20 protein-coding genes are annotated in these 19,144 nt (G+C 60.8%); 5 read left to right on the top strand and 15 right to left on the bottom strand.

Features of this window, described 5'->3' with window-relative positions; translation table 11 throughout:
* Window positions 1–56 precede the first annotated feature (56 nt).
* The 3 genes from nhaB to QMK47_RS16040 all read right to left on the bottom strand — a co-directional run bounded on the left by nhaB (window position 57) and on the right by QMK47_RS16040 (window position 3,393).
* The gene (gene nhaB, locus QMK47_RS16050; protein WP_253475289.1) at window positions 57–1,559 is read right to left on the bottom strand and encodes a sodium/proton antiporter NhaB; all 1,503 of its coding nucleotides are present in this window, start codon (window positions 1,557–1,559) and stop codon (window positions 57–59) included.
* Window positions 1,560–1,653: 94 nt separating this feature from the next.
* Complete coding sequence (locus QMK47_RS16045; RefSeq protein WP_253475269.1) at window positions 1,654–2,943, bottom strand: hypothetical protein; 1,290 nt, start codon at window positions 2,941–2,943, stop codon at window positions 1,654–1,656.
* A 183-nt stretch (window positions 2,944–3,126) separates the two neighbouring features.
* Window positions 3,127–3,393 carry a hypothetical protein gene (locus QMK47_RS16040; RefSeq protein ID WP_214510229.1) on the bottom strand — a complete coding sequence of 89 codons (267 nt, stop codon included), beginning with the start codon at window positions 3,391–3,393 and terminating at the stop codon, window positions 3,127–3,129.
* A gap of 341 nt (window positions 3,394–3,734) precedes the next feature.
* On the opposite strand from QMK47_RS16040, the gene QMK47_RS16035 reads away from it, so the two are divergent.
* Window positions 3,735–5,060 (top strand): sigma-54 dependent transcriptional regulator, encoded by a 1,326-nt coding sequence (locus QMK47_RS16035; protein WP_214510230.1) that lies wholly within the window; start codon window positions 3,735–3,737, stop codon window positions 5,058–5,060.
* 164 nt (window positions 5,061–5,224) lie between these two features.
* On the opposite strand, the gene QMK47_RS16030 is transcribed toward QMK47_RS16035, so the two are convergent.
* The 9 genes from QMK47_RS16030 to QMK47_RS15990 all read right to left on the bottom strand — a co-directional run bounded on the left by QMK47_RS16030 (window position 5,225) and on the right by QMK47_RS15990 (window position 13,574).
* The gene (locus QMK47_RS16030; protein WP_320388719.1) at window positions 5,225–6,508 is read right to left on the bottom strand and encodes a hypothetical protein; all 1,284 of its coding nucleotides are present in this window, start codon (window positions 6,506–6,508) and stop codon (window positions 5,225–5,227) included.
* A gap of 56 nt (window positions 6,509–6,564) precedes the next feature.
* On the bottom strand, window positions 6,565–7,311 hold the full coding sequence (locus QMK47_RS16025) for a hypothetical protein (protein ID WP_320388717.1): 747 nt from the start codon (window positions 7,309–7,311) through the stop codon (window positions 6,565–6,567).
* Window positions 7,312–7,370: 59 nt separating this feature from the next.
* Complete coding sequence (locus QMK47_RS16020) at window positions 7,371–8,051, bottom strand: C39 family peptidase (protein ID WP_253475263.1); 681 nt, start codon at window positions 8,049–8,051, stop codon at window positions 7,371–7,373.
* Between the two features lie 138 nt (window positions 8,052–8,189).
* Window positions 8,190–9,182 (bottom strand): heme utilization protein, encoded by a 993-nt coding sequence (locus tag QMK47_RS16015; protein ID WP_214510234.1) that lies wholly within the window; start codon window positions 9,180–9,182, stop codon window positions 8,190–8,192.
* Between the two features lie 59 nt (window positions 9,183–9,241).
* A complete protein-coding gene (locus QMK47_RS16010; protein WP_253475261.1) occupies window positions 9,242–9,820 on the bottom strand; it encodes an adhesin in 579 nt (192 codons plus the stop codon).
* Window position 9,821: 1 nt separating this feature from the next.
* On the bottom strand, window positions 9,822–10,268 hold the full coding sequence (locus QMK47_RS16005) for a hypothetical protein (RefSeq protein ID WP_253475258.1): 447 nt from the start codon (window positions 10,266–10,268) through the stop codon (window positions 9,822–9,824).
* A gap of 322 nt (window positions 10,269–10,590) precedes the next feature.
* A complete protein-coding gene (locus QMK47_RS16000) occupies window positions 10,591–11,115 on the bottom strand; it encodes an AAA family ATPase (protein ID WP_253478561.1) in 525 nt (174 codons plus the stop codon).
* Window positions 11,112–11,675: a nicotinamide riboside transporter PnuC gene (gene pnuC / locus QMK47_RS15995; protein WP_214510237.1), complete on the bottom strand. Its 564-nt coding sequence runs from the start codon at window positions 11,673–11,675 to the stop codon at window positions 11,112–11,114. The genes QMK47_RS16000 and pnuC overlap by 4 nt, the downstream gene beginning before the upstream one ends.
* Before the next feature lie 264 nt (window positions 11,676–11,939).
* Window positions 11,940–13,574: a methyl-accepting chemotaxis protein gene (locus tag QMK47_RS15990; RefSeq protein WP_253475255.1), complete on the bottom strand. Its 1,635-nt coding sequence runs from the start codon at window positions 13,572–13,574 to the stop codon at window positions 11,940–11,942.
* 273 nt (window positions 13,575–13,847) lie between these two features.
* On the opposite strand from QMK47_RS15990, the gene QMK47_RS15985 reads away from it, so the two are divergent.
* On the top strand, window positions 13,848–14,678 hold the full coding sequence (locus QMK47_RS15985) for an undecaprenyl-diphosphate phosphatase (protein WP_214510239.1): 831 nt from the start codon (window positions 13,848–13,850) through the stop codon (window positions 14,676–14,678).
* Entirely contained in the window at window positions 14,675–15,094 is a 420-nt protein-coding gene (locus QMK47_RS15980; protein WP_253475252.1) for a DUF1294 domain-containing protein, read from the top strand. The genes QMK47_RS15985 and QMK47_RS15980 overlap by 4 nt, the downstream gene beginning before the upstream one ends.
* Window positions 15,095–15,098: 4 nt before the next feature.
* Here the strand turns inward: QMK47_RS15980 and QMK47_RS15975 are convergent, their stop codons facing one another.
* Together QMK47_RS15975 and QMK47_RS15970 are read right to left on the bottom strand one after the other, a co-directional pair.
* Entirely contained in the window at window positions 15,099–15,449 is a 351-nt protein-coding gene (locus tag QMK47_RS15975; RefSeq protein WP_013693486.1) for an MmcQ/YjbR family DNA-binding protein, read from the bottom strand.
* The gene (locus tag QMK47_RS15970) at window positions 15,446–16,354 is read right to left on the bottom strand and encodes a LysR substrate-binding domain-containing protein (RefSeq protein WP_253475249.1); all 909 of its coding nucleotides are present in this window, start codon (window positions 16,352–16,354) and stop codon (window positions 15,446–15,448) included. The genes QMK47_RS15975 and QMK47_RS15970 overlap by 4 nt, the downstream gene beginning before the upstream one ends.
* A 129-nt stretch (window positions 16,355–16,483) precedes the next feature.
* Between QMK47_RS15970 and QMK47_RS15965 the strand changes: the two genes are divergently transcribed.
* Both QMK47_RS15965 and QMK47_RS15960 read left to right on the top strand, forming a co-directional pair.
* Window positions 16,484–17,092 carry an FMN-dependent NADH-azoreductase gene (locus QMK47_RS15965; protein WP_214510242.1) on the top strand — a complete coding sequence of 203 codons (609 nt, stop codon included), beginning with the start codon at window positions 16,484–16,486 and terminating at the stop codon, window positions 17,090–17,092.
* Between the two features lie 185 nt (window positions 17,093–17,277).
* Window positions 17,278–18,315, top strand: a complete 1,038-nt coding sequence (locus QMK47_RS15960) for an alpha/beta hydrolase family protein (protein WP_253478558.1) — start codon at window positions 17,278–17,280, stop codon at window positions 18,313–18,315.
* A gap of 402 nt (window positions 18,316–18,717) precedes the next feature.
* Here QMK47_RS15960 and QMK47_RS15955 read toward each other — a convergent pair whose 3' ends face one another.
* Entirely contained in the window at window positions 18,718–18,999 is a 282-nt protein-coding gene (locus QMK47_RS15955) for a hypothetical protein (RefSeq protein ID WP_320388715.1), read from the bottom strand.
* Between the last annotated feature and the right edge of the window lie 145 nt (window positions 19,000–19,144).

Below are 19,144 nucleotides of genomic sequence, written 5' to 3'. Positions count from 1 at the left end.
ACCCCAGCGGCAGCAAGCTCCCCCGCCACAGGTTTTCCTTCAGCTCAGCAATATTTCTACAACCAGTAAGTCACCGCATACCAGCCCAAGCCACCCATCACCACGGTGTAGGGAAGTGCCATCCAGACCATCCGGCCATAGGACAGGCGAATCAGCGGGGCGATCGCCGAGGTCAGCAGGAACAGGAATGCAGCCTGGCCGTTGGGTGTGGCGACGCTCGGCAGGTTGGTGCCGGTGTTGATGGCCACCGCCAGGGTCTCGAACTGTTCGCGGCTCATGTGGCCGGAGACGAAGGCCTGCTTCACCTCGGTAATGTAGATGGTTGCCACGAACACGTTGTCGCTGATGGCCGAGAGCAGGCCATTGGCAATGAACAGCATGCCGGGCTGCCGGTCGGCGGGCAGGCCCAGCACCCACTGGATCAGCGGCGTAAACAACTGCTGGTCGTGAATGACCGCCACCACCGCAAAGAACACCACCAACAGCGACGTGAACGGCATGGCGTCCTTGAACGCATTGCCAAGCCTGTGCTCGTCGGTGATGCCGGTGAAGGCGGTAATCAATACGATGACCATCAGGCCGATCAGGCCGACTTCGGCAATGTGCAGGGCCAGGCCCACGATCAGGATCAGCGCGGCAATACCCTGGACGATCAGGGCGGCGCGTTGGCGTGAGGTGCGTTCACGATTGTCCTGCTCGGCGTAGTCGGCCAGCACGGCACGTACGTTGTCCGGTAGCAGCGTGCCGTAACCGAACCAGCGCAGCTTTTCCAGGGCTACGCAGGTCACCAGCCCGGCCGCCAGCACCGGCAGCGACACCGGCGCGACTTTCAGGAAAAAATCGACAAAATGCCAGTCCATTTCATGGCCGATCAGCAGGTTCTGCGGTTCGCCTACCAGGGTGCAGACGCCGCCCAGCGCGGTGCCTACGGCGCCATGCATGAGTAGGCTGCGTAGAAACGCCCGAAACTGATTGAGATCTTCATGATGACTCGACGGCAGATCGTGGTCTTCATCGACGTTGCTGTCCTGGCGCGGATCGTTGCCCGACGCCACACGGTGATACACCGCATAGAAGCCCACCGCGGCGCTGATGATCACCGCGGTGACGGTCAAGGCATCGAGGAAGGCCGACAGGAACGCCGAGAGAAAGCAGAACATCAAGGCCAGCAGCGCCTTGGAGCGCACGCCCAGGAGCAGGCGCGAAAACAGGAACAGCAGCAGGTCCTTCATGAAGTAGATCCCGGCCACCATGAACATCAGCAGCAGGATGACCGGGAAGTTGTGCAGCAGCTCATCGTACAGCGCCTTGGGCGTGGTCATGCCCAGCACCAGGGCTTCGACCAGCAACAGGCCGCCAGGCATCAGCGGGTAGCATTTAAGGGCCATGGCGAGGGTGAAGATGAACTCCACCACCAGCATCCAGCCGGCAACGACCGGGCCGAGGGTCCATAGCACTACGGCATTGAGGATCAGGAACGTGATGATGCACGCCTTGTACCAGCGTGGGGAATGCCCCAGAAAATTGTGCGCGAAAGCCTGAGCCATTGAACCGGACATCGGCTGCTCCTTTTAATTAGAAGCGCGCAACTTGCCGTAAGAAATGAGGAATATCAAGCGTAAGAATAAATACCGTTCACCCGCGAAATCCGACTCAGGCCCAATACCGCGCAACCACCGCTCGATAATGCCCCTGGAGCGAATAACCGCCCACCAGAATTCTTCCATCTGCCTGCATGGCCAGGGTGGTGGCGGTGTCCAGGCTGTAGCCGAGTCGAGTACGAACCCAACCTTTGCCCTGGCCGAAATCCGGGTCGAGGCTGGCATCTGGCAGATGTCGGGCAAGTACGAAATCGGCCTCGATACCGCCGATCGTGGCACCGGCGGTCACCAGTTTTCCGTCCGCTTGAAGCTGGGCGGCGGTCCACTGACTGGCATTGCGCCCGATCGCCATGAGTTGGCACTGACCCTGGTTGCAATGACGGTCCGGCTTGCCGTCGGGGCGCACTTTCAGGGACAGGCTATGCATCGGATCACGGCTGCTGCCGAACACCTGCAGATCACCGCTCGCATCCTGAACGATTTGGCTGACCATCACACTGTGCCCCTGGGCCAGGATGGACAGGAAGCCGTTTTCGCCGAAGCTGTCATCGAGTTTGCCGCTGCTGTCATAACGGGCAATCAAGCCATGCTGGGGCAAGTCGATGGCGCCGCCGACGACAATATGGCCGTCAGCCTGGAGCTGCAGGCAGCCGAGCCAGGTATTTTTCAACAAGCGCCGGACCATCACGAAACCACGACCGTTGAACGAGGTATCCAATGCCCCGTCGGGCAAGAGCCGGATCAGTACGCCGACATGATCGGACAATTGATAGTGGTGGTTGGCGAGCACAAGGATCCGGCCATCGGCCTGCACTTGCATGTCGCAAGCCTCAAGTCCCGGCACGCCGGGCGGTAGCCAGGGGTCGCGCAGGCCTTGGGAGAGATTGCCGCAAAGCCTGATGACGTGCCGGCCGGCATTGCCGAAGCTTTCAACGGCGCGGCCTTGCTGGTCGAACAGCGCCAGGGCGGGAAGGGTGTGGTCGTTGCTTTCGTAGTGCAGGCCGGACAGCAGGATATGCCCATCGGGCAACACGATCACCTTGCCCGCCGTCGCTTCGAAACCGTGTTCAAACGCGCCGATCACGTAGCCGCGGGTGCCGAAGTCCGGGTCGATCTCACCGTCGTGGTTGAGTCGCGCCAGCCCGAACCGACTGCCGTGGGCCGTCTCGATCCTGGCTGCTACCAGGATTTGTCCGGCGTGATCGAGGGTCAGCCCGGTGGTCAGGCTCGAGGTACTGCCTTCGAAATGAACCCAGGCTTTGCCGTTGGTGGCAAAGCCTGGGTCAAGTTGCCCGGCGTGGGCCATGGCCCTGGGGGACACAAACGCGAACTGATCGAGCATGCCTGCCTCTCCTTGCGTGTCGAGCGGCCCGGAAGGGCGACGACTGCATGAGGGCAACATTCAATCCCTGAACGTGACAATGCACAACTGTCATGTTCTACGGATAAGGCGGCGATTCGTGCCATAACGATGGCTTTACAACCCAGAGCCAAGCCTGCAATCGATAGCAGGCTTTATCGGTGGTTATTCAGGCATCGACCAGGATTGCAATGTGTAGCCTTCCTGGCTCAGTTCGGCCCGGGCCTGTTTCAACAGATCGGCCAGTTGGACCGGGTCGGTATAGGCGCTGCTTGGAATTTGAGTGCGGCCAATATGTGCGTTGGTGCGGTCGATGACGGTCAGGCTAAGTTCACCGTTACCGTCTTGTGGAGCCCAGGCCACGCATTGGAAAGGACGGAATGCGCGGTCGGCAATCAAAAGAGCTTCGTTGATACGGAGCGGGGCGTTCATGGCGTTTTCTCTTAAGTGTGCCCAAACAAATGATGTGCCGTCGGTTGGGCGTACCGTGCGGCTGGTTACTTGTACTGATGTCCCGAACCCGCAGGCGGGTCACACATTATTTAAATAAATTTCGATTTTCTTTCAGACCAGGCTTTTGGGCTTTTGTTTGAAAGCACCCTGAAACAAACAGGCCTGAGATAACTAACGAAACGCCTGCTTATAACCAGTTTGGAGCGATCTCGATAATCAATTGATACAAGGGTGCGTCAACTTCTTGCTACTGTTACATGCAGGTCTGCCAAACGACTGTTTCTAATCATATTTCCTTATTTTGACGCCAAGGATCAGTCATGATCGAAGCCAGTACGTCACGTCGTCTGCTCGTGGTTGATCCCTGCGATGACTGTCATCGCCTGTTGCCAGGTCTGCGCACCATTGGCTGGGATGTGGACAGTTGCTCCCTCGAACACGCCAGCGATCGGACGTGTGACGTCGGCCTTTTGCGCTTGCAGCCTTTTCATCTGGAGCGCCCGGAAGCGGTCAAGGAGTTGATCAGCCGTAGCGGCACCGAATGGATCGCCGTGCTCAACCAGGAAGTGTTGCGCCTGCAAAACGTCGGTGATTTTGTCTGCGAATGGTTTTTCGATTTCCATACCTTGCCCTTCGACGTGTCCAGGGTCCAGGTGACACTCGGCCGGGCGTTTGGCATGGCGCGCCTGCGGGGGCAGGGTTCGATCCACATCGATCAGCCCGAACATGAACTGCTGGGCGACAGCAGGCCGATTCGCGAACTGCGCAAATTGTTGAGCAAGTTGGCGCCCGCCGAGTCGCCGGTGTTGATTCGGGGGGAGAGCGGTACCGGCAAGGAACTGGTGGCGCGCACCCTGCATTGTCAGTCTCACCGGCGCAACAAGCCGTTCATCGCCATCAACTGCGGCGCGATCCCGGAGCACCTGATCCAGTCCGAGTTGTTCGGGCATGAGAAGGGCGCGTTCACCGGGGCTCACCAACGCAAGATCGGGCGGATCGAGGCGGCCCACGGTGGCACGTTGTTTCTCGATGAAATCGGCGACCTGCCGTTGGAGCTACAGGCCAACCTGCTGCGGTTCCTGCAGGAAAAACACATTGAGCGGGTCGGTGGCAGCCAGCCGATCGCGGTCGATGTGCGGGTCTTGGCGGCCACCCATGTGGACCTTGAGGCGGCCATCGAGCAAAAGCGTTTTCGCGAGGATCTCTACTACCGCCTGAACGTGCTGCAAGTGGCGATGGCGCCCTTGCGTGAACGCCATGGTGACCTGGCGATGCTGGCCAGCCACTTTTCCCATTTCTACAGCCAGGAAACCGGTCGCCGTCCCCGCAGCTTCAGCGACGATGCATTGGTGGCGATGGGTATGCATGACTGGCCCGGCAATGTGCGGGAACTGGCCAACCGCGTCCGTCGCGGTCTGGTGTTGGCCGAAGGGCGACAAATCGAAGCCCGGGACCTCGGCCTGGCCAGCCACCAGGGCGTCGCGGCACCGATGGGTACGCTGGAGGACTACAAGACCCGCGCCGAACGCCAGGCCCTGAGCGATGTACTCAACCGTCACAGCGACAACCTGAGCGTGGCTGCCAGGGTGCTGGGCGTGTCCCGGCCGACGTTCTATCGCCTGCTGCACAAGCATCAGATCCGCTGACTCAAGCCTGCACAAACACCTTTGTGGGAGCGAGCTTGCTCGCGATGGCGGTCTTTCATTCAGTATCAATGCTGACTGAAAGGGCCTTATCGCGAGCAAGCTCGCTCCCACAGGGGTTGTGCAGTGCCCTTGGGATATGTGTCCATCACATATCCCAAGGGGGGTCAGAAGTAGTACGGGAATTTCAGGCTAAAGGTGAAATCCGGCGCATCGTCGGTCAGCCCGATGGACAGGTTGGGCACGATGGTCAGGTTGTCGGACGCGGCGACGGTCATGCCGATGTTGAAATAGCCGGCGTTGGCGTCGCTGGAGACCACCGATTCCCAGTCGCCGCCGTCCTGTTTGAGCTTGCTTTTCTTTTGGATCAGGTCAGAGACCGAGAACGACATGCTCATCTTCTCGTTCAAGGCAAAGGCGATGCCCGCGCCGAGTTGGAAGCTGTCGCCGATCTGCACCTTGCCCGGCACCTTCTGGTTGACTGTGGAACTGATGTCATCGAACGATTCTTCGAAGTTATGGGTGTAGGAGAGGGTGCCGAACAGCACCGCCGGGTCGAAGGTCTTGACCAGCGAAAGCCCGGGCGTGATCGACCATACGCCGTTGCCGGTGGGCAGGTCGTCAGGCACGAACAGGTTGGTGTTGGCCTGGGATTGGCGCAGCTTGATACCGAACGGGTCCTTGCCGGTGGGGGCCTTGACTCGCAGGGTGACCACCGCGTCCGGGGAGTCGATCGACTCATCCATGAACTTGTAGGCGATGCCGAAGTTGACGTCGCCGATGGTGGGGTCGCGGGTCACGGTTTCTTCGCTGGTGACGCCGGCTGCGCCGTTGTTTGCGCCGCCTGACTGATAGGTGGACTCGCGGTAGACCACTGGGACGTTGAGGTCGAACTGCCAGCGGTTGTCGAAGTTATAGCGGCCGGTGAGGTCCAGCGTCCAGGTGTCGGCCTTGATCCGGTCGAGGTTGATGTTGCCCAGGAAAATCGAATCCAGGGCCAGGAAACCATTGAGGATCAGTTGCCGCGTGTCGTAGCGCGAATAGGTCACGCCGGTCTCGAAACTGAATTTGCCGCCGCCGAAGAAGCCGCTGGCCTCGTCATAGAGGTTGGAGACGCTCTGGGCCGGTTGGGAATCATCGGCCAGGGATTGCCCGTAGCCGCTGCCGCCAGCCGTTGTCGCAGTACCGCCGGCCACGGTCTGGTTGCCTTTCATGTCGGCCGGGGATTTGGCCAGGCGCTTGGGCGGTGGCGCGGCGGGTTGATCCTCCACCTGGCGAACCCGCTGTTCAAGCACCGCCAGGGCCCTTTGCTGGACCTCGTATCGTTGCTTGAGCTCAAGAAGTTCCTGTTTCAGGGCCTCGATGTCCGCATCCGGGGCCGCGTGCAACACGGCCGCCGGGAACAACGTGCTTAAACACATCACAGCGCGCAACGATACGGATCGATACATGAAATATGCCGTCCTTATTTGCCCATTGATCGGCGATCAACGTTGATCAATGTAGATCAATATCCGAGGTTTCGAAGACCACGTAACTGAGTCAGGTTGCAGTCCAATGCCCCGGCGCTGGGGCCGTTATTGTTCAGCACCACATTGAGCTGCGTCATGTTGTTGACCAGGTTGCTGTTGCCCAGCAGGCGGGTGTTTTGCAGCAAACCGCCTTGAGCCACTTGTTGCAGGGTGCTGCCCTGGTTGTGGCTGGCCTGGATCGCCATTTGCACGCCGCTGCCGGTGGCGGTGACCGCGACACTGCCGGCGGCGTTGCTGCCGCTGATGGTCTGGCCCTTGGTCAGCAACTGGCCTTGGGAAGGCGCGAGCGCCGGTGCCTGGTTGCTCTCTTTTACGTTGATGTTGACGTTGTTGTAGGCCGTGTTGCCGTCGCCGGCGGCGCGTACGCTCTGGGTCACCCCCTGGCCCGTGCCAAGGCCTGCGCCACCGGTAATGTTGCCGCTGCCCTGTTCGGGGGGGCTGCCGTTGCCGGCCTGCTTGATGGTGGAGACATAGAACTCGGGTTTGACGGTGGCGGCCTGGATCTGCATGGCGCTGGAGGCGCCGATCAAGTCGCCGCTGGCGTTGCGCCAGGTACTGCTCATGACGATGCCGAAACTGATGACTCGGCCGGGCATGACATAACGACCGCGCAGCTCGGCAAGCTCCTGGTCCTTGACTTCGATGGGTTTGAAGCCGGCATGGGCATAGCCCGAGGCAGTCGCGAGCAGGCAGGCCAGCGACAGCCAGTGTGAGGTTTTCATGTGCTGCTCCCGGAGCGTCCTGCTCCTTTTTGTACTTATTGTTGGCAGTTGGTCGGCGATTAAAAAAAGTCGCTCTGGATGAAGCCGAAATCCATCAGTTCCGCATCCCTGACCGGGTTGAAACCGTCTAGCTTGTTACGGGCTGTCAGGGGTTGCGGAGGGCTGCGTAGCGCATTGGTCTTGTCATAGCCTGGGCCGACGATCGCAAAGACGATGCCGTTCCAGCCTTTGACGAACTCATCATGGGCGTAGCGCTTGTGGCCCAGCACCGGGTCGCCGATGTAGACCCATTGCTTGTCGGCCCGCTGCAAGACCACGAAGTGCTTGTAGCCGCGTATCTCCATCAGGACCACCACCGGGATCGTCACCGCTTCGAGTTTCTCTGGCGGTATCCGGTAGCCTCGGGCACGCATGCCGATGGCTTCCACGTAGCGTTTCATGTCCAGCATGGAAAACCCTTGGGTGCGAACCAGATTCTGGTCGGCATTGACCAACATGCCTTTGATGACGTGCTCTTCATCGACATCCAGCCAATAAGCCTGGCGCAGCACCGTGGCCAGCGCGGCGGCGCCGCAACTGAAATCGGTTTTCTGCTCGACAATGTCGCTGAATTTGCGTTCGCGTACGCTTTGCACCGGTTTGTAGACCAGCATGCCGCCAGGCAGGGCGGCGACCGGCATCTGCGCTGCTTCGGCCACGCAGGCCAGGCAGAGCAGCAGGGAAACGGCAGTGACACGCATGATCAATACGCCTAGTGGGCATCCAGGAAAAAGCCCCCTGTGGGAGCGAGCTTGCTCGCGATAGCCGCGTGTCAGGCAACACAAAGGTCACTGATCCAATGCCATCGCGAGCAAGCTCGCTCCCACAGTGGTACTTTTTTACATGCAAGCCTTGCAGCCGGCAGCGATGGACAGCGAGTTGCTCTGCTGGTTGCCCACGCCTGCCGACACGTTGGCGCCGCCGTTACCGGAGAAGCCGTTCATGGAGTTGGTCATGGTGGCGTTGTTGATCACAGGGTTTTTCCAACCGTCGCGGGTCAGCACCTGCTGGGTGTTGCTGCCGGCCAGCTCGAAGGTCCCCACGGCGGAGAACTTGAACTTGTCGTCATCGTGACCGCCGCCATAGCCGCCGCCTTTGTTGTCCCAGCCGCCGTGATCGTTGTCTTCGGCGGTACCGGTACCTTTGGCCTTGAACGTGCCGGAGGCGCTGTAGGTGCTGGTGAGGGTGTCGGTCTTGTAGGTCCGCACGCCTTTGTTGTCGACCACAAGCCCGGTGGAGGACTGGTCAGCCGCGGCAGAGGCCTGTGCGACACGGCCCCCGGATACGGCGATGGCCAGGTTGTTTTTCTGTTGGTTGAAGTTCCCGGCGGTCACGTTGATGCCGATGTTGCCGGAGCCATTGTTGCCTGCGTTGGTGAGCGAGGCGTTGTTTTGCGTCGAGTTGTTCTTGACGTAGTTGTTGTTATTGACCTGCGTGGCGCTGGAGGCGGCGACAGCCGAGCCGAAGATGAAGCTTTCGTCGGCGGTGGCCAGGGCGGCGGCGTTGTCTTGCTGGTTGCCGTCGCCGCCGGCAATGTTGGCGCCCATGTTGCCGTTGCTGCCATTGAGCGAGTCAGTGGCTTCAGCGGTGTTTCTGGTGGCCTGGTTGGTCACCACGTTGCCGTCGCTGTTCTGCTCATCCAGCACCGTAGCCCCAGCGCCGGCACTGATGGAGAGCAATTGATCCAGCGTCGGCCCTTGCTGATGGCCATTGCCGTGACCGTGACCATTGCCATGGCCATTATTGTTGTCGTTTCCTCCAGCCTGTGCAGCCATTGTCATGACCGCGGCGAGAGCGAAAACCAATGGTTTGATTGCCATTGTAGGTTTCATGGTGTTTCTCCTTGCGTGTCGTTGGTTAAGTGTCAGTACTTTCTTATGTAGCCTCCGGGTCAATCAGCAACCCGGATGCTCAGGGTGTTCGCCATACGGTTTCCCACCCCTGCGCTCTGGTTCACCTGGATTACCCCTCGGCTGCCGGTGAAGGCCTGGTCGCTGGTAACGACCTGGCGACTGCCGGTTGGGGCGCCAGTTGCTCCTGAGTTCGGTAGCAACGCCACGTTCTGTTGAGACAGGGCGCTGTCATCAATGCTCTGCGGATGGGCACTGATGCCCACCCGCATGACATTGGCCATCTGGTTGTTGGCCCCGGCGGACTGGTTGACGCCCAGCACACCGTTGCCGTTGGTGAAGGAGTGACCGCCGATACGGGCGGTGGCGTTCATGGAAGGGTCGGCCGGCGTGTCGACGCGTTGCTGCACGCGGGTGCTGGCCTGGGCGTGGCTGCCAATGGCGATGGCCCGGGTGTTGGTTTGCTGGATCTGGTCGCCAGCGGCCTGGTTGACGTTGAAGTTGCCGGTGTAATGGCTGCCGGAATCCTGCAGGTTGGCGCTACTGACCACCGCCACAGCCGGATCGGCGAGCGCCAGGCAAGGGCTTAACAGGGCGAGGAGAACGAGGGCTGGATTCATCTCACTGGCCTCCCGCCAGCCGACCCAGCGGGGCCAGGCCGGAACTGAGCGAGCGGTTGATGGTGCCGGAGATCGCGCCGCCGCTGCCGCCACCGTGACCGGCGCCCATGCCCGGCATGCCGTTGGGGTTGGTCACGACGTTCAGGCCTTGCACGCCGGTATTCGGGTTGACGGTGTTGCGGATCGACGAGCCGCTGGCCACGCTGGCGAATTCGCCATCGCTCAGTTCGGTGCTGGCGGTTGCCTGGTTGATGCGTTCGGAGGGGTTGGCATTGACGGTGGTCGGGTAGGGGTCTTTGCCTCCGTTGCGACCAATTGCGATGGGCTGCACGTCACGGTTGAGCACAATGACGCCGTTGCCCTCGGCCTGTGCTGGCAGACTGAGCGTTGCGCTGGCGGCGCAGCTGATCAACAGCAGACAGGTCAAACTTCTCTCGAAAGTCCCCACGGCATCGATTCCTTCTTCGGTGGGCTGGCCTTGGTCCAGCGTTGCGAAGTGGGGCAGAGCAGGTGTCGTGCCGAGTTTTGAAATACCTTTTAATTCAATGAGTTGTGTTTTTTGAGGGCATGCTGGGTGGACGGGTTGTTTCAGCGCTGAGACAAGGTGCATGGTGACCAACCGGTCACCTACTGTCCCAGGGCTCTGGATCCAGGCTTTTGGGCGGGTGTTTCAGAAGCTTGACAGTCTTGATGGCAATTTGGTGAAGCGGCGTTGGATCCGGGTTTGGAGCGACTGCGTTGTTTCAAGAATGGAACAGATCACCCTGCGATCAAGCGTGAAGCAGCTGGGTAACGGCGGCGAACACTTGCTGTTGGCGTTGCGCCCAATCGCCCTCAATGACCTGGAACGGTCGCTGATGTTCGCTCAGCCAGGCCTCGATCGCCTCAAAAAATGCCAGCCGTTCTGCCAGCCCGGGTTGGCAACGCAAGCCGTCGCCGGTCCATTCGACCTGCTCGGGGCTCAGCAGCAGGTGCAGGTCATAATGGCGGGCCAGCAGGGCCGGCTCGAGCCAGCCCGGGCAGTCGCCAAACAGGGTCTGGCTCCAGAGGATGTTGCTCAGCAGGTGCGTGTCGAGGATCAACAGCGCCGGACGGTGGGCACGCGCTTCATCTTCCCAGGCCAGTTGGCCGGAGGCGATGTCGGTGATGTCGGCCAGACAGGTATCGCGTTGGGTCTGCTCCATGAAATGGCGCACGTATTCATCCACCCGCACGCCACCAAAGTGTTCCTGCAATTGCGCCGCCAGCCAACTCTTGCCGCTGGATTCCGGGCCGGTCAGCACCACCACCTTCATGCGCGCAGGGCCGGGTCGGCGCGCCATTCCCGCCAGCCTTGCACGGCCAGCAGGGTGAACAGGGCATAGAGCGCGGCAGTCAGGTGCAAGTCCTTGTAGATGAACAGGCCCACGAAGATCACGTCCAGGGCAATCCACAGCGGCCAGCATTGCACGCGTTTTTGCGCCATCCACCACTGGGCCACGAGACTGAAACCGGTGAGCGCGGCATCGAGCCAGGGCTGGGCGGCATCGGTCCAGTGGGCCATGGCGGCGCCCAACAGCAGGCTGCCTGCCGCACCGATAGCCAGGCCGAACAGCACCGACGATCCACCGAGACTGCTGACCTGGCGTCCATCATGATTGTGCCCGGCACGGGTCCATTGCCACCAGCCGTAGAGTTGCAGCACCGCGTAGACAACCTGCAGCAGCATGTCCGAGTACAACTTCACCTCGAAGAAAATCCAGCTGTACAGCAACACCATGACCAGGCCGATCGGCCAGCACCAGGGGTTCTGCTTGACGGTCAACCAGACAGCGATCACGCCGAGGGCTGCGGCAAACAGTTCAAGCCCGGACATGGCGGTTCCTTGGGGAAATAGAAGAGGGCGGCGATTGTAAACGCTATGGCGTGGAGAGCTCCAATACCATTGTTGAACGGGCTACCGCTATCGCGAGCAGGCTCGCTCCCACAAGGGATTGCGGTGGACACCAATCCAGAGACCAACACAGAACCACTGTGGGAGCGAGCTTGCTCGCGATAGCGGTGGGTCAGCTTGCATCAATGCTGATTGTGCGACCGCCATCGCGAGCAAGCTCGCTCCCACAGGGTGATTTACCGGTCTTTAGACCCGGAACTGCGTGAGCAACCCGTTCAACTGTTCACTCAACGCCTTGAGGCGGGTGCTTGCCTGGCTGGACTGTTCGGCGGCCATGGCGGTGCTGTGGGACAGGCCAGCGGCCTGGGTGACGTTCTGGTTGATGTCTTCCACCACATGGGCCTGTTGCAACGTCGCACTGGCGATGGAGGCGTTCAGGCTGTTGAGATTGCGCAGGGCCTGGCCGATGGCGTTGAGGCTGGCACCGGCCAGGCCGGCCTGTTCGATGGTCAGTTGCGAAGCACGGCTGCTGTCGCTGATGACTTTCACGGCGGCTTCGGAATGGGTTTGCAGGCGCTCGATCATCGCCTGGATCTCTGCGGTGGACTTCTGGGTACGCTGGGCCAGCAGCCGCACTTCATCGGCGACCACCGCAAAGCCCCGGCCTTGTTCGCCGGCGCGGGCGGCTTCGATCGCGGCGTTGAGGGCCAGCAGGTTGGTCTGCTCGGCAATGGAGCGAATCACCTCCAGCACGCTGCCAATCTGGGTGCTTTCACTCGCCAGGGTGCGGATCACTTCCACCGCCTGGTCGATGGTCTGGGACAGGCGGTCGATCTGCTGCAAGCTGCCGTCGATGTTGACCTGGCCTTGCTGGGCCTGGGATTCGGCGTCGCGCATCTCACTGGCCGCGTGCTCGGCGTTCTTGGCCACGTCCTGCACGCCATAGGTCACTTCATTGATCGCGGTCGCCACCAGCTCCATTTGTTGCGACTGCTGCTGGCTGCGTTCCTGGGCCTGGGTGGCGTCGTTGCCCAATTCACTGGAGGATTGCCCCAGTGCGCTGGCCGAAGCTTGCAGTTGGGTCACCACGTGCCGCAACTTGGCGGTAAAGGCGTTGAAATGCCGCGCCAATTGGGTCACTTCGTCCTGGCCGTGGGTGTCGAGGGTGCGGGTCAGGTCACTCTCGCCGCTGGCGATGTTGGCCATGGCGTTGACCGTTTCCTGCAACGGGCCGACGATGCTGCGCACGATCAGGGTCAACAGCAGGCCCATGAGCAGGGTGATGACCAGGCCGACCACCGAGGCCTTGATCACCTGGGATTGGAACTCGGCCTGGACGTCATCCACGTACACGCCTGAGCCGATGATCCAGCCCCAGGGTTCGAACAGTTGGACGTAGGAGGTCTTGCCCACCGGGGCCTCGGCGCCCGGTTTCGGCCAGAGGTAGTTGATCATGCCGGCGCCCTTGGACTTGGCGATGGCAACCATCTCGTTGAACAGCGCATAGCCGTTCGGGTCACGGATGGCCGAGAGGTTCTGGCCTTCAAGTTTCGGGTTGGTCGGGTGCATGATCATGACCGGCGTCAGGTCATTGATCCAGAAATAGTCACTCTGGTTATAGCGCAGGCCACGCACGGCGCTGAGGGCCTGCTTTTGCGCGGCGTCACGGGTCAGGGTGCCGGCAGCTTCCAGGCCTTGGTAGTAAGTCAGCACGCCGCTGGCGGTCTGCACCACGTGCTGGGTTTTCTGCACCTTGGCTTGGTAGAGGTCGTTGTGGATCTGATTAAGCATCAAGGCGCCGAGCGTGAACAACATCACGATGGCCACGACCAGGATGAGCCACAAGCGTCGGCTGATCGACACACTGCGCAAGCTATTCATACGCTGTCACTCCGGTTTTTATTCTTGTCGTATCGACGACCGGCACTGTAGCGCCCGGTCGCTATCGGTAATTGACCTGAGTCACAACGCGGCAGCGTTATCAGGGCTTGTCTGATAGGATTTCGGCCCCACAGCGTAAAACCTGAGCCGGTTCTCATTTTTCATTGGTTTTTTTTGAAAGGTCGCGGTTATCGTGCACCCGCTGCGGGGACACCTGCATGACACTTGAATATTGATAAGACCTGCACGAACAGCGTCTTTTTTGGGGGATGAATGGATTTGTGGACTGCCTTTTCGGCATTGATTCTTGGCGTAGTGGAAGGCTTGACGGAATTTCTGCCGATTTCCAGCACCGGGCACCAGATCATTGTCGCCGACTTGCTTGAGTTCGGTGGCGAGCGCGCGATGGCGTTCAACATTATCATCCAGCTTGGCGCGATCCTGGCGGTGGTCTGGGAGTTCCGGCGCAAGATCTTCGACGTGGTGCTGGGCCTGCCGACGCAACCCAGCGCCCGCCGCTTTACCGCCAACCTGCTGATCGCCTTCCTGCCCGCTGTGGTCTTGGGTGTGCTGTTTGCCGACTGGATCCACCACTACCTGTTCAACCCGATCACGGTGGCCACCGCGTTGGTGGTGGGCGGTCTGGTGATGCTCTGGGCCGAGAAGCGCCAGCACCAGGTGCACGCTGAAACAGTGGACGAGATCTCCTGGAAAGACGCGCTGAAGGTCGGCCTGGCTCAATGCATTGCGATGATCCCAGGCACCTCCCGTTCCGGTGCGACCATCATTGGTGGCCTGCTGTTCGGGCTGTCGCGTAAAACCGCTACCGAGTTTTCGTTCTTCCTGGCGATGCCGACCATGGTCGGCGCGGCAGTCTACTCGGGCTACAAATACCGTGAATTGTTCGTCCCGGCGGATTTCCCGGTGTTCGCCATTGGTTTCGTCACGGCGTTCATTTTCGCCATGATTGCGGTCAAGGGCCTGCTGCGATTCATCGCCAGCCACAGCTACGCCGTGTTCGCCTGGTATCGAATCGCCTTCGGCCTGTTGATCCTGGCAACCTGGCAGTTCGGCTGGGTGGACTGGACCGCTGCCAAGCCATGAACGAATCAGGCAGCCGCAAACGTGCCGGGCGCAATGCTGAAGGCACCGTGCAGCACCTGCGACTCAAACTGATGGTGTTTGCGCTGCTCTGTGCCTTGCCGTTGTTCGGTTCGCTGCTGTTCGGGCTGCGGGCGGTGTCGTGGGTGCCGATGGTGGCTTATGGCGTCGTCAGTGTGGTGGCGTTCCTGCTGTACTGGAGCGACAAGCGCAAGGCACGCGCCGACACCTGGCGCACCCCGGAGAACGTGCTGCATGCGGTGGAGCTGGCCGGCGGTTGGCCCGGAGCCTTGCTGGCCCAGCAGCTGTTTCGCCACAAGACCCGCAAAGTGTCGTTTCAGATCGTGTTCTGGTTCATCGTGCTGCTGCACCAGGTGTTCTGGATCGACCAGTTGTTCCTGGGCAGCTATCTGTTCTGAATGGCTAGAGCAACAAGCCCACCTGCGTGCGCTTGGGCAATTTGCTGACCACCAATTGGTGTGAGCGTTGCAGCAGGCCACGCAGCTCTTCGGCCCCCAGCGGGTAGGGCACTTGCATGATGACCCACTGGGCCCGCGCCAGGTAAGGCGCGGGATGAATGCCTGGCCGGTCGCAATGGCCCAGGAACAGATCCTTGTCGACCTTGAACGCCAGCGAGTCGCCTCGCAGGCCCTGCAGGGCGAACATCTTGTTCCCGGCAATGGAAAACACGCGTACGCCGCCCCATTTGTAGTCCTCCCTGGCGCCGGGCAGGCCCAGGCAAAACTGCGCGACATCCTCTTCGCTCAACCTCATATCGTTCTATCTCCACAGCCCTCGAAGGCTTCCACCAAATGATCGATCCATGCACGCACCGCTGGCAGCATGCCGCGCCGATGCGGGTAGACCGCCTGGAGCCAGCCATCGGGCGATGACCATCCAGGCAAGAGTTCCACCAGTGTGCCGTCCTGCAATTCCTGCTCGCAATACATGCTTGGCAATAAAGTGAAGCCCAGGCCGGCGAGCGTGCAGGCCCGGCGCACAATGAAGTCGTCGATGCCCAGGCGGGCTTCCAGGCTCAGTTCCACACGCTGCCCATCGGCGCTGACCAGGCGCAGGTGGACCTGGCGATCGGCTTCCAATGCCCCCAGCACCGGCAACTGTTTGAGATCATCCGGGGTTTCGATCCGCCGTCCTTCGACCAAGGCCGGGCTGGCAACCATCATCAGCCGCGCCTGGCGCAGGCGCCGGGTCATCAGCAAGGGATCCTCGTCCCCCAGATCGCGCACGCGCAACGCCACGTCGATACCTTCGCCGATCAAGTCCACCCGCCGGTTGAGCAGGGTCATGTCCAGTTGCACCAAAGGGTATTTCACCAGGAAGGTTTCGATTATCACCGGCAGGAACTGGTGGGCCAGGCCCACCGGGCTCGACACCCGCAATCGGCCGCGGGGTTCGCTGGACATGCTCGCCACCGCTTCGTCGGCCATCTCGGCCTCCAGCAACATGGCCTGGCAATGGCGCAGATAACGTTCGCCGACCGCGGTCAATTTCAATTGGCGGGTGGTGCGCTGGAGCAACCGGGCGCCGAGGCGTTCTTCCAGCTCGGCGATACGCCGCGACAATCGGGACTTGGGAATGCCCAGCAACCGTCCGGCCGCCGCGAAACCGCCGGCTTCGACGACTTTGGCGAAGTAGTACAAGTCATTGAGGTCTTGCATGTTGAGCTCGATTGTCCTATCAGTGGGACAAACTATCGCATTTGTGCTGACTTATCGATCATTGGTTTCATCGATAGGATTGTCGCCAATTGATCGCCCGGTTGCGGTCCTCACTTGGAGAGCACTGACATGAAACTGCTGCACATCGATTCGAGCATCCTGGGCGACAACTCCGCTTCCCGCCAATTGAGCCGTGAAGTGGTTGAAGCCTGGAAAGCCGCGGAGCCAGGCATCACGGTGACTTACCGCGACCTGGCCGCTGACGCCATCAGCCATTTTTCCGCCCAGACGCTGGTTGCCGCCGGCACCAGCGCCGAATTGCGCGACGCAGCCCTCAAGCACGAAGCCGATCTCAGCGCGTCGGCAATGGCTGAGTTCCTGGCGGCTGATGCGGTGGTCATCGCCGCGCCGATGTACAACTTCAGCATTCCGACCCAGCTCAAGGCCTGGATCGACCGCATTGCCGTGGCCGGCCAGACGTTCCGCTACACCGAAGCCGGTCCTGAAGGCCTGTGTGGTGGCAAGAAACTGGTGATCGTTTCCACCTCGGGTGGTTTGCATGCCGGCCAACCGAGCGGCGTGGGTCACGAGGACTATCTCAAGCTGGTGTTCGGTTTCCTCGGCATCACCGATATCGAAGTTGTCCGTGCCGAAGGCCTGGCCTACGGTGACGACATGCGCACCAAAGCCATGAGCGAAGCCGCGTTGCAAATCGGCCAGCAGTTCGCCGCCGCGTAAAACCCGCATAAAGGCACCAAAGCTATTGGGGCAACCTTCGTAAAACCCTGTATTCTCGTCGTCATTGGATGGCCGGGATGCAGGGTTTTACTGCGTTCGGCGCCTGGATTTCTGGCGCAGGTTATGCACGGCCAAGACTGCGAGCGACGGGGCCTTCCCGTGCGCTGGTGAAGGTGGATGATTCGATGATGCGTTTTGGTGCAGCGCTGCTGCTTTGCTTGTTTGCCAGTCTCGGTTCAGTGCAGGCCGCACCGGGGCCACATCCGCATTGGAGCGCCGGTTTCCATGAGCTGAGTTTTCTCGATCCTCTGGATGAGCAGCCGATGCACGCCATCGCCTTTTATCCGTCCACAGACCGGGAACAGTCCAGCCTGCTGGGTGGCTACCAGATCGATGCCGCGCCAGACGCCCAGATTGCCATCGGCCGCTTTCCGCTGTTGATGCTGTCCCATGGCAATACCGGTACGCCGCTGGCCCTGCATGACCTGGCCACCTCCCTGGCGCGCAAGGGGTTTGTCGTGGTGGCGGTGATTCATCCCGGCGACAACGCCCAGGATCACAGCCGGCTTGGCACCCTGAGCAACCTGTACGGGCGGCCGATCCAGATTTCCGAAGCCATCACCGCCACGCTCAATGACCCGATGCTCTCGCCGTTCGTCAACGCCGGGCAGGTCGGGGTGATCGGCTATTCGGCCGGCGGCGAAACCGCGCTGATCCTGTCCGGTGCGACGCCGGACCTCAATCGTCTGCGCCGCTACTGCGTGGAGCGGCCGGACGACCGTGACGCCTGCAATACCCAGGGCGAACTGATTGCTGACCGCGATGATCTGCAACCGGTGGCCGACCCCAGGGTCCGGGCATTGTTGTTGATGGCGCCGTTGAGCCTGAAGTTTGGCCGCCATACCCTGGCTGATGTCCATGTGCCGGTGCTGCTGTACAGCGGCGATGGCGACAAACTCGTGGCCTTTGACAAGAATGCCGCCGCGCTGGCCCGCAAGCTGCCCACTGCACCGGACTTCAAGACCCTGGCCGGTGCGGGGCATTTTGTTTTCCTGGCACCGTGCACCGACGAGCAGATCGCCGCGATGCCGGCGCTTTGCACGGATGCTGACGGTGTCGACCGCAAGGACATCCACCGCACCATGATCTCCGAGGCCAGCCGCTTCTTCGGCGAGGCTTTGGGCAAGCCGACCCGGGCGGGGATGAGGACGGCTGATCAATAGAGAGGCATGGTTTTACGTAAGGATGGTGTGTATATCCGTTTCTGCGGTAATGGCGGCTTATGGTTCCGCTCTTACAGCGGCTCACTTTTGAAAAGCCCGGGAGCCGGCCCAGTCAAAAGTAAGCAAAACGCTCCTGCCCCACCACTTGGTGCCTCGCCTAGGCTCGGCATGCCTGAACGAAGGCATTGCTCCGTGGGCCGCCGCGAAGGGCCATCCATGGCCCAGCGCGGCTAACCCGGCATCCATGCCGGGTTGCCCACTGCGCAATACCTTCGTTCAGCCAGCGTGGTTAACGGGGCGCCGAGATCAACGTCAACCGCGAGGCGGCCTAACAGCCGACCTGACTCTTGATGGAGACCGCGTTTCTCCTGTGGGAGCGAGCCTGCTCGCGAAGGCGAAGTATCAGTTTGCGGCGATGTTGGATGTACCGGCCTCATCGTGAGCAAGCTCGCTCCCACAGGTTTTGCGGTGCACATGGATTTTGTATCTGATGAAGATCCAATGTGGGAGCGAGCTTGCTCGCGAAGGCGGTGGCTCAGCTACATAGATGCTGGACGTGTCGCGCTCTTGCTTTGCTTTGCTTTGCTTTGCTTTGCTTTGCTTTGCTTTGCTTTGCTTTGCTTTGCTTTGCTTTGGATCTTGATCTGGACGCCCCGTTAAACCACGCTGGCCGAACGCAGGCATTGCGTAGTGGGCACCTCGGCATGGATGCCGAGGTAGCCGCGCAGGGCCATGGATGGCCCTTCGCGGCGGGCCCACGGAGCAATGCCGGAGTGAGGGCACACCGAGCCTAAGCGAGGTGCCGAGTGGTGGGGCAAAGCGCTTTTGG

It is taken from the genome of Pseudomonas sp. P9_35 (assembly GCF_034008205.1).
Taxonomy (GTDB): Bacteria; Pseudomonadota; Gammaproteobacteria; order Pseudomonadales; family Pseudomonadaceae; genus Aquipseudomonas; species Aquipseudomonas kilonensis.
The sequence above is the reverse complement of the archived record's forward strand: the minus strand, read 5'-3'. Positions and strand labels throughout refer to the sequence as shown.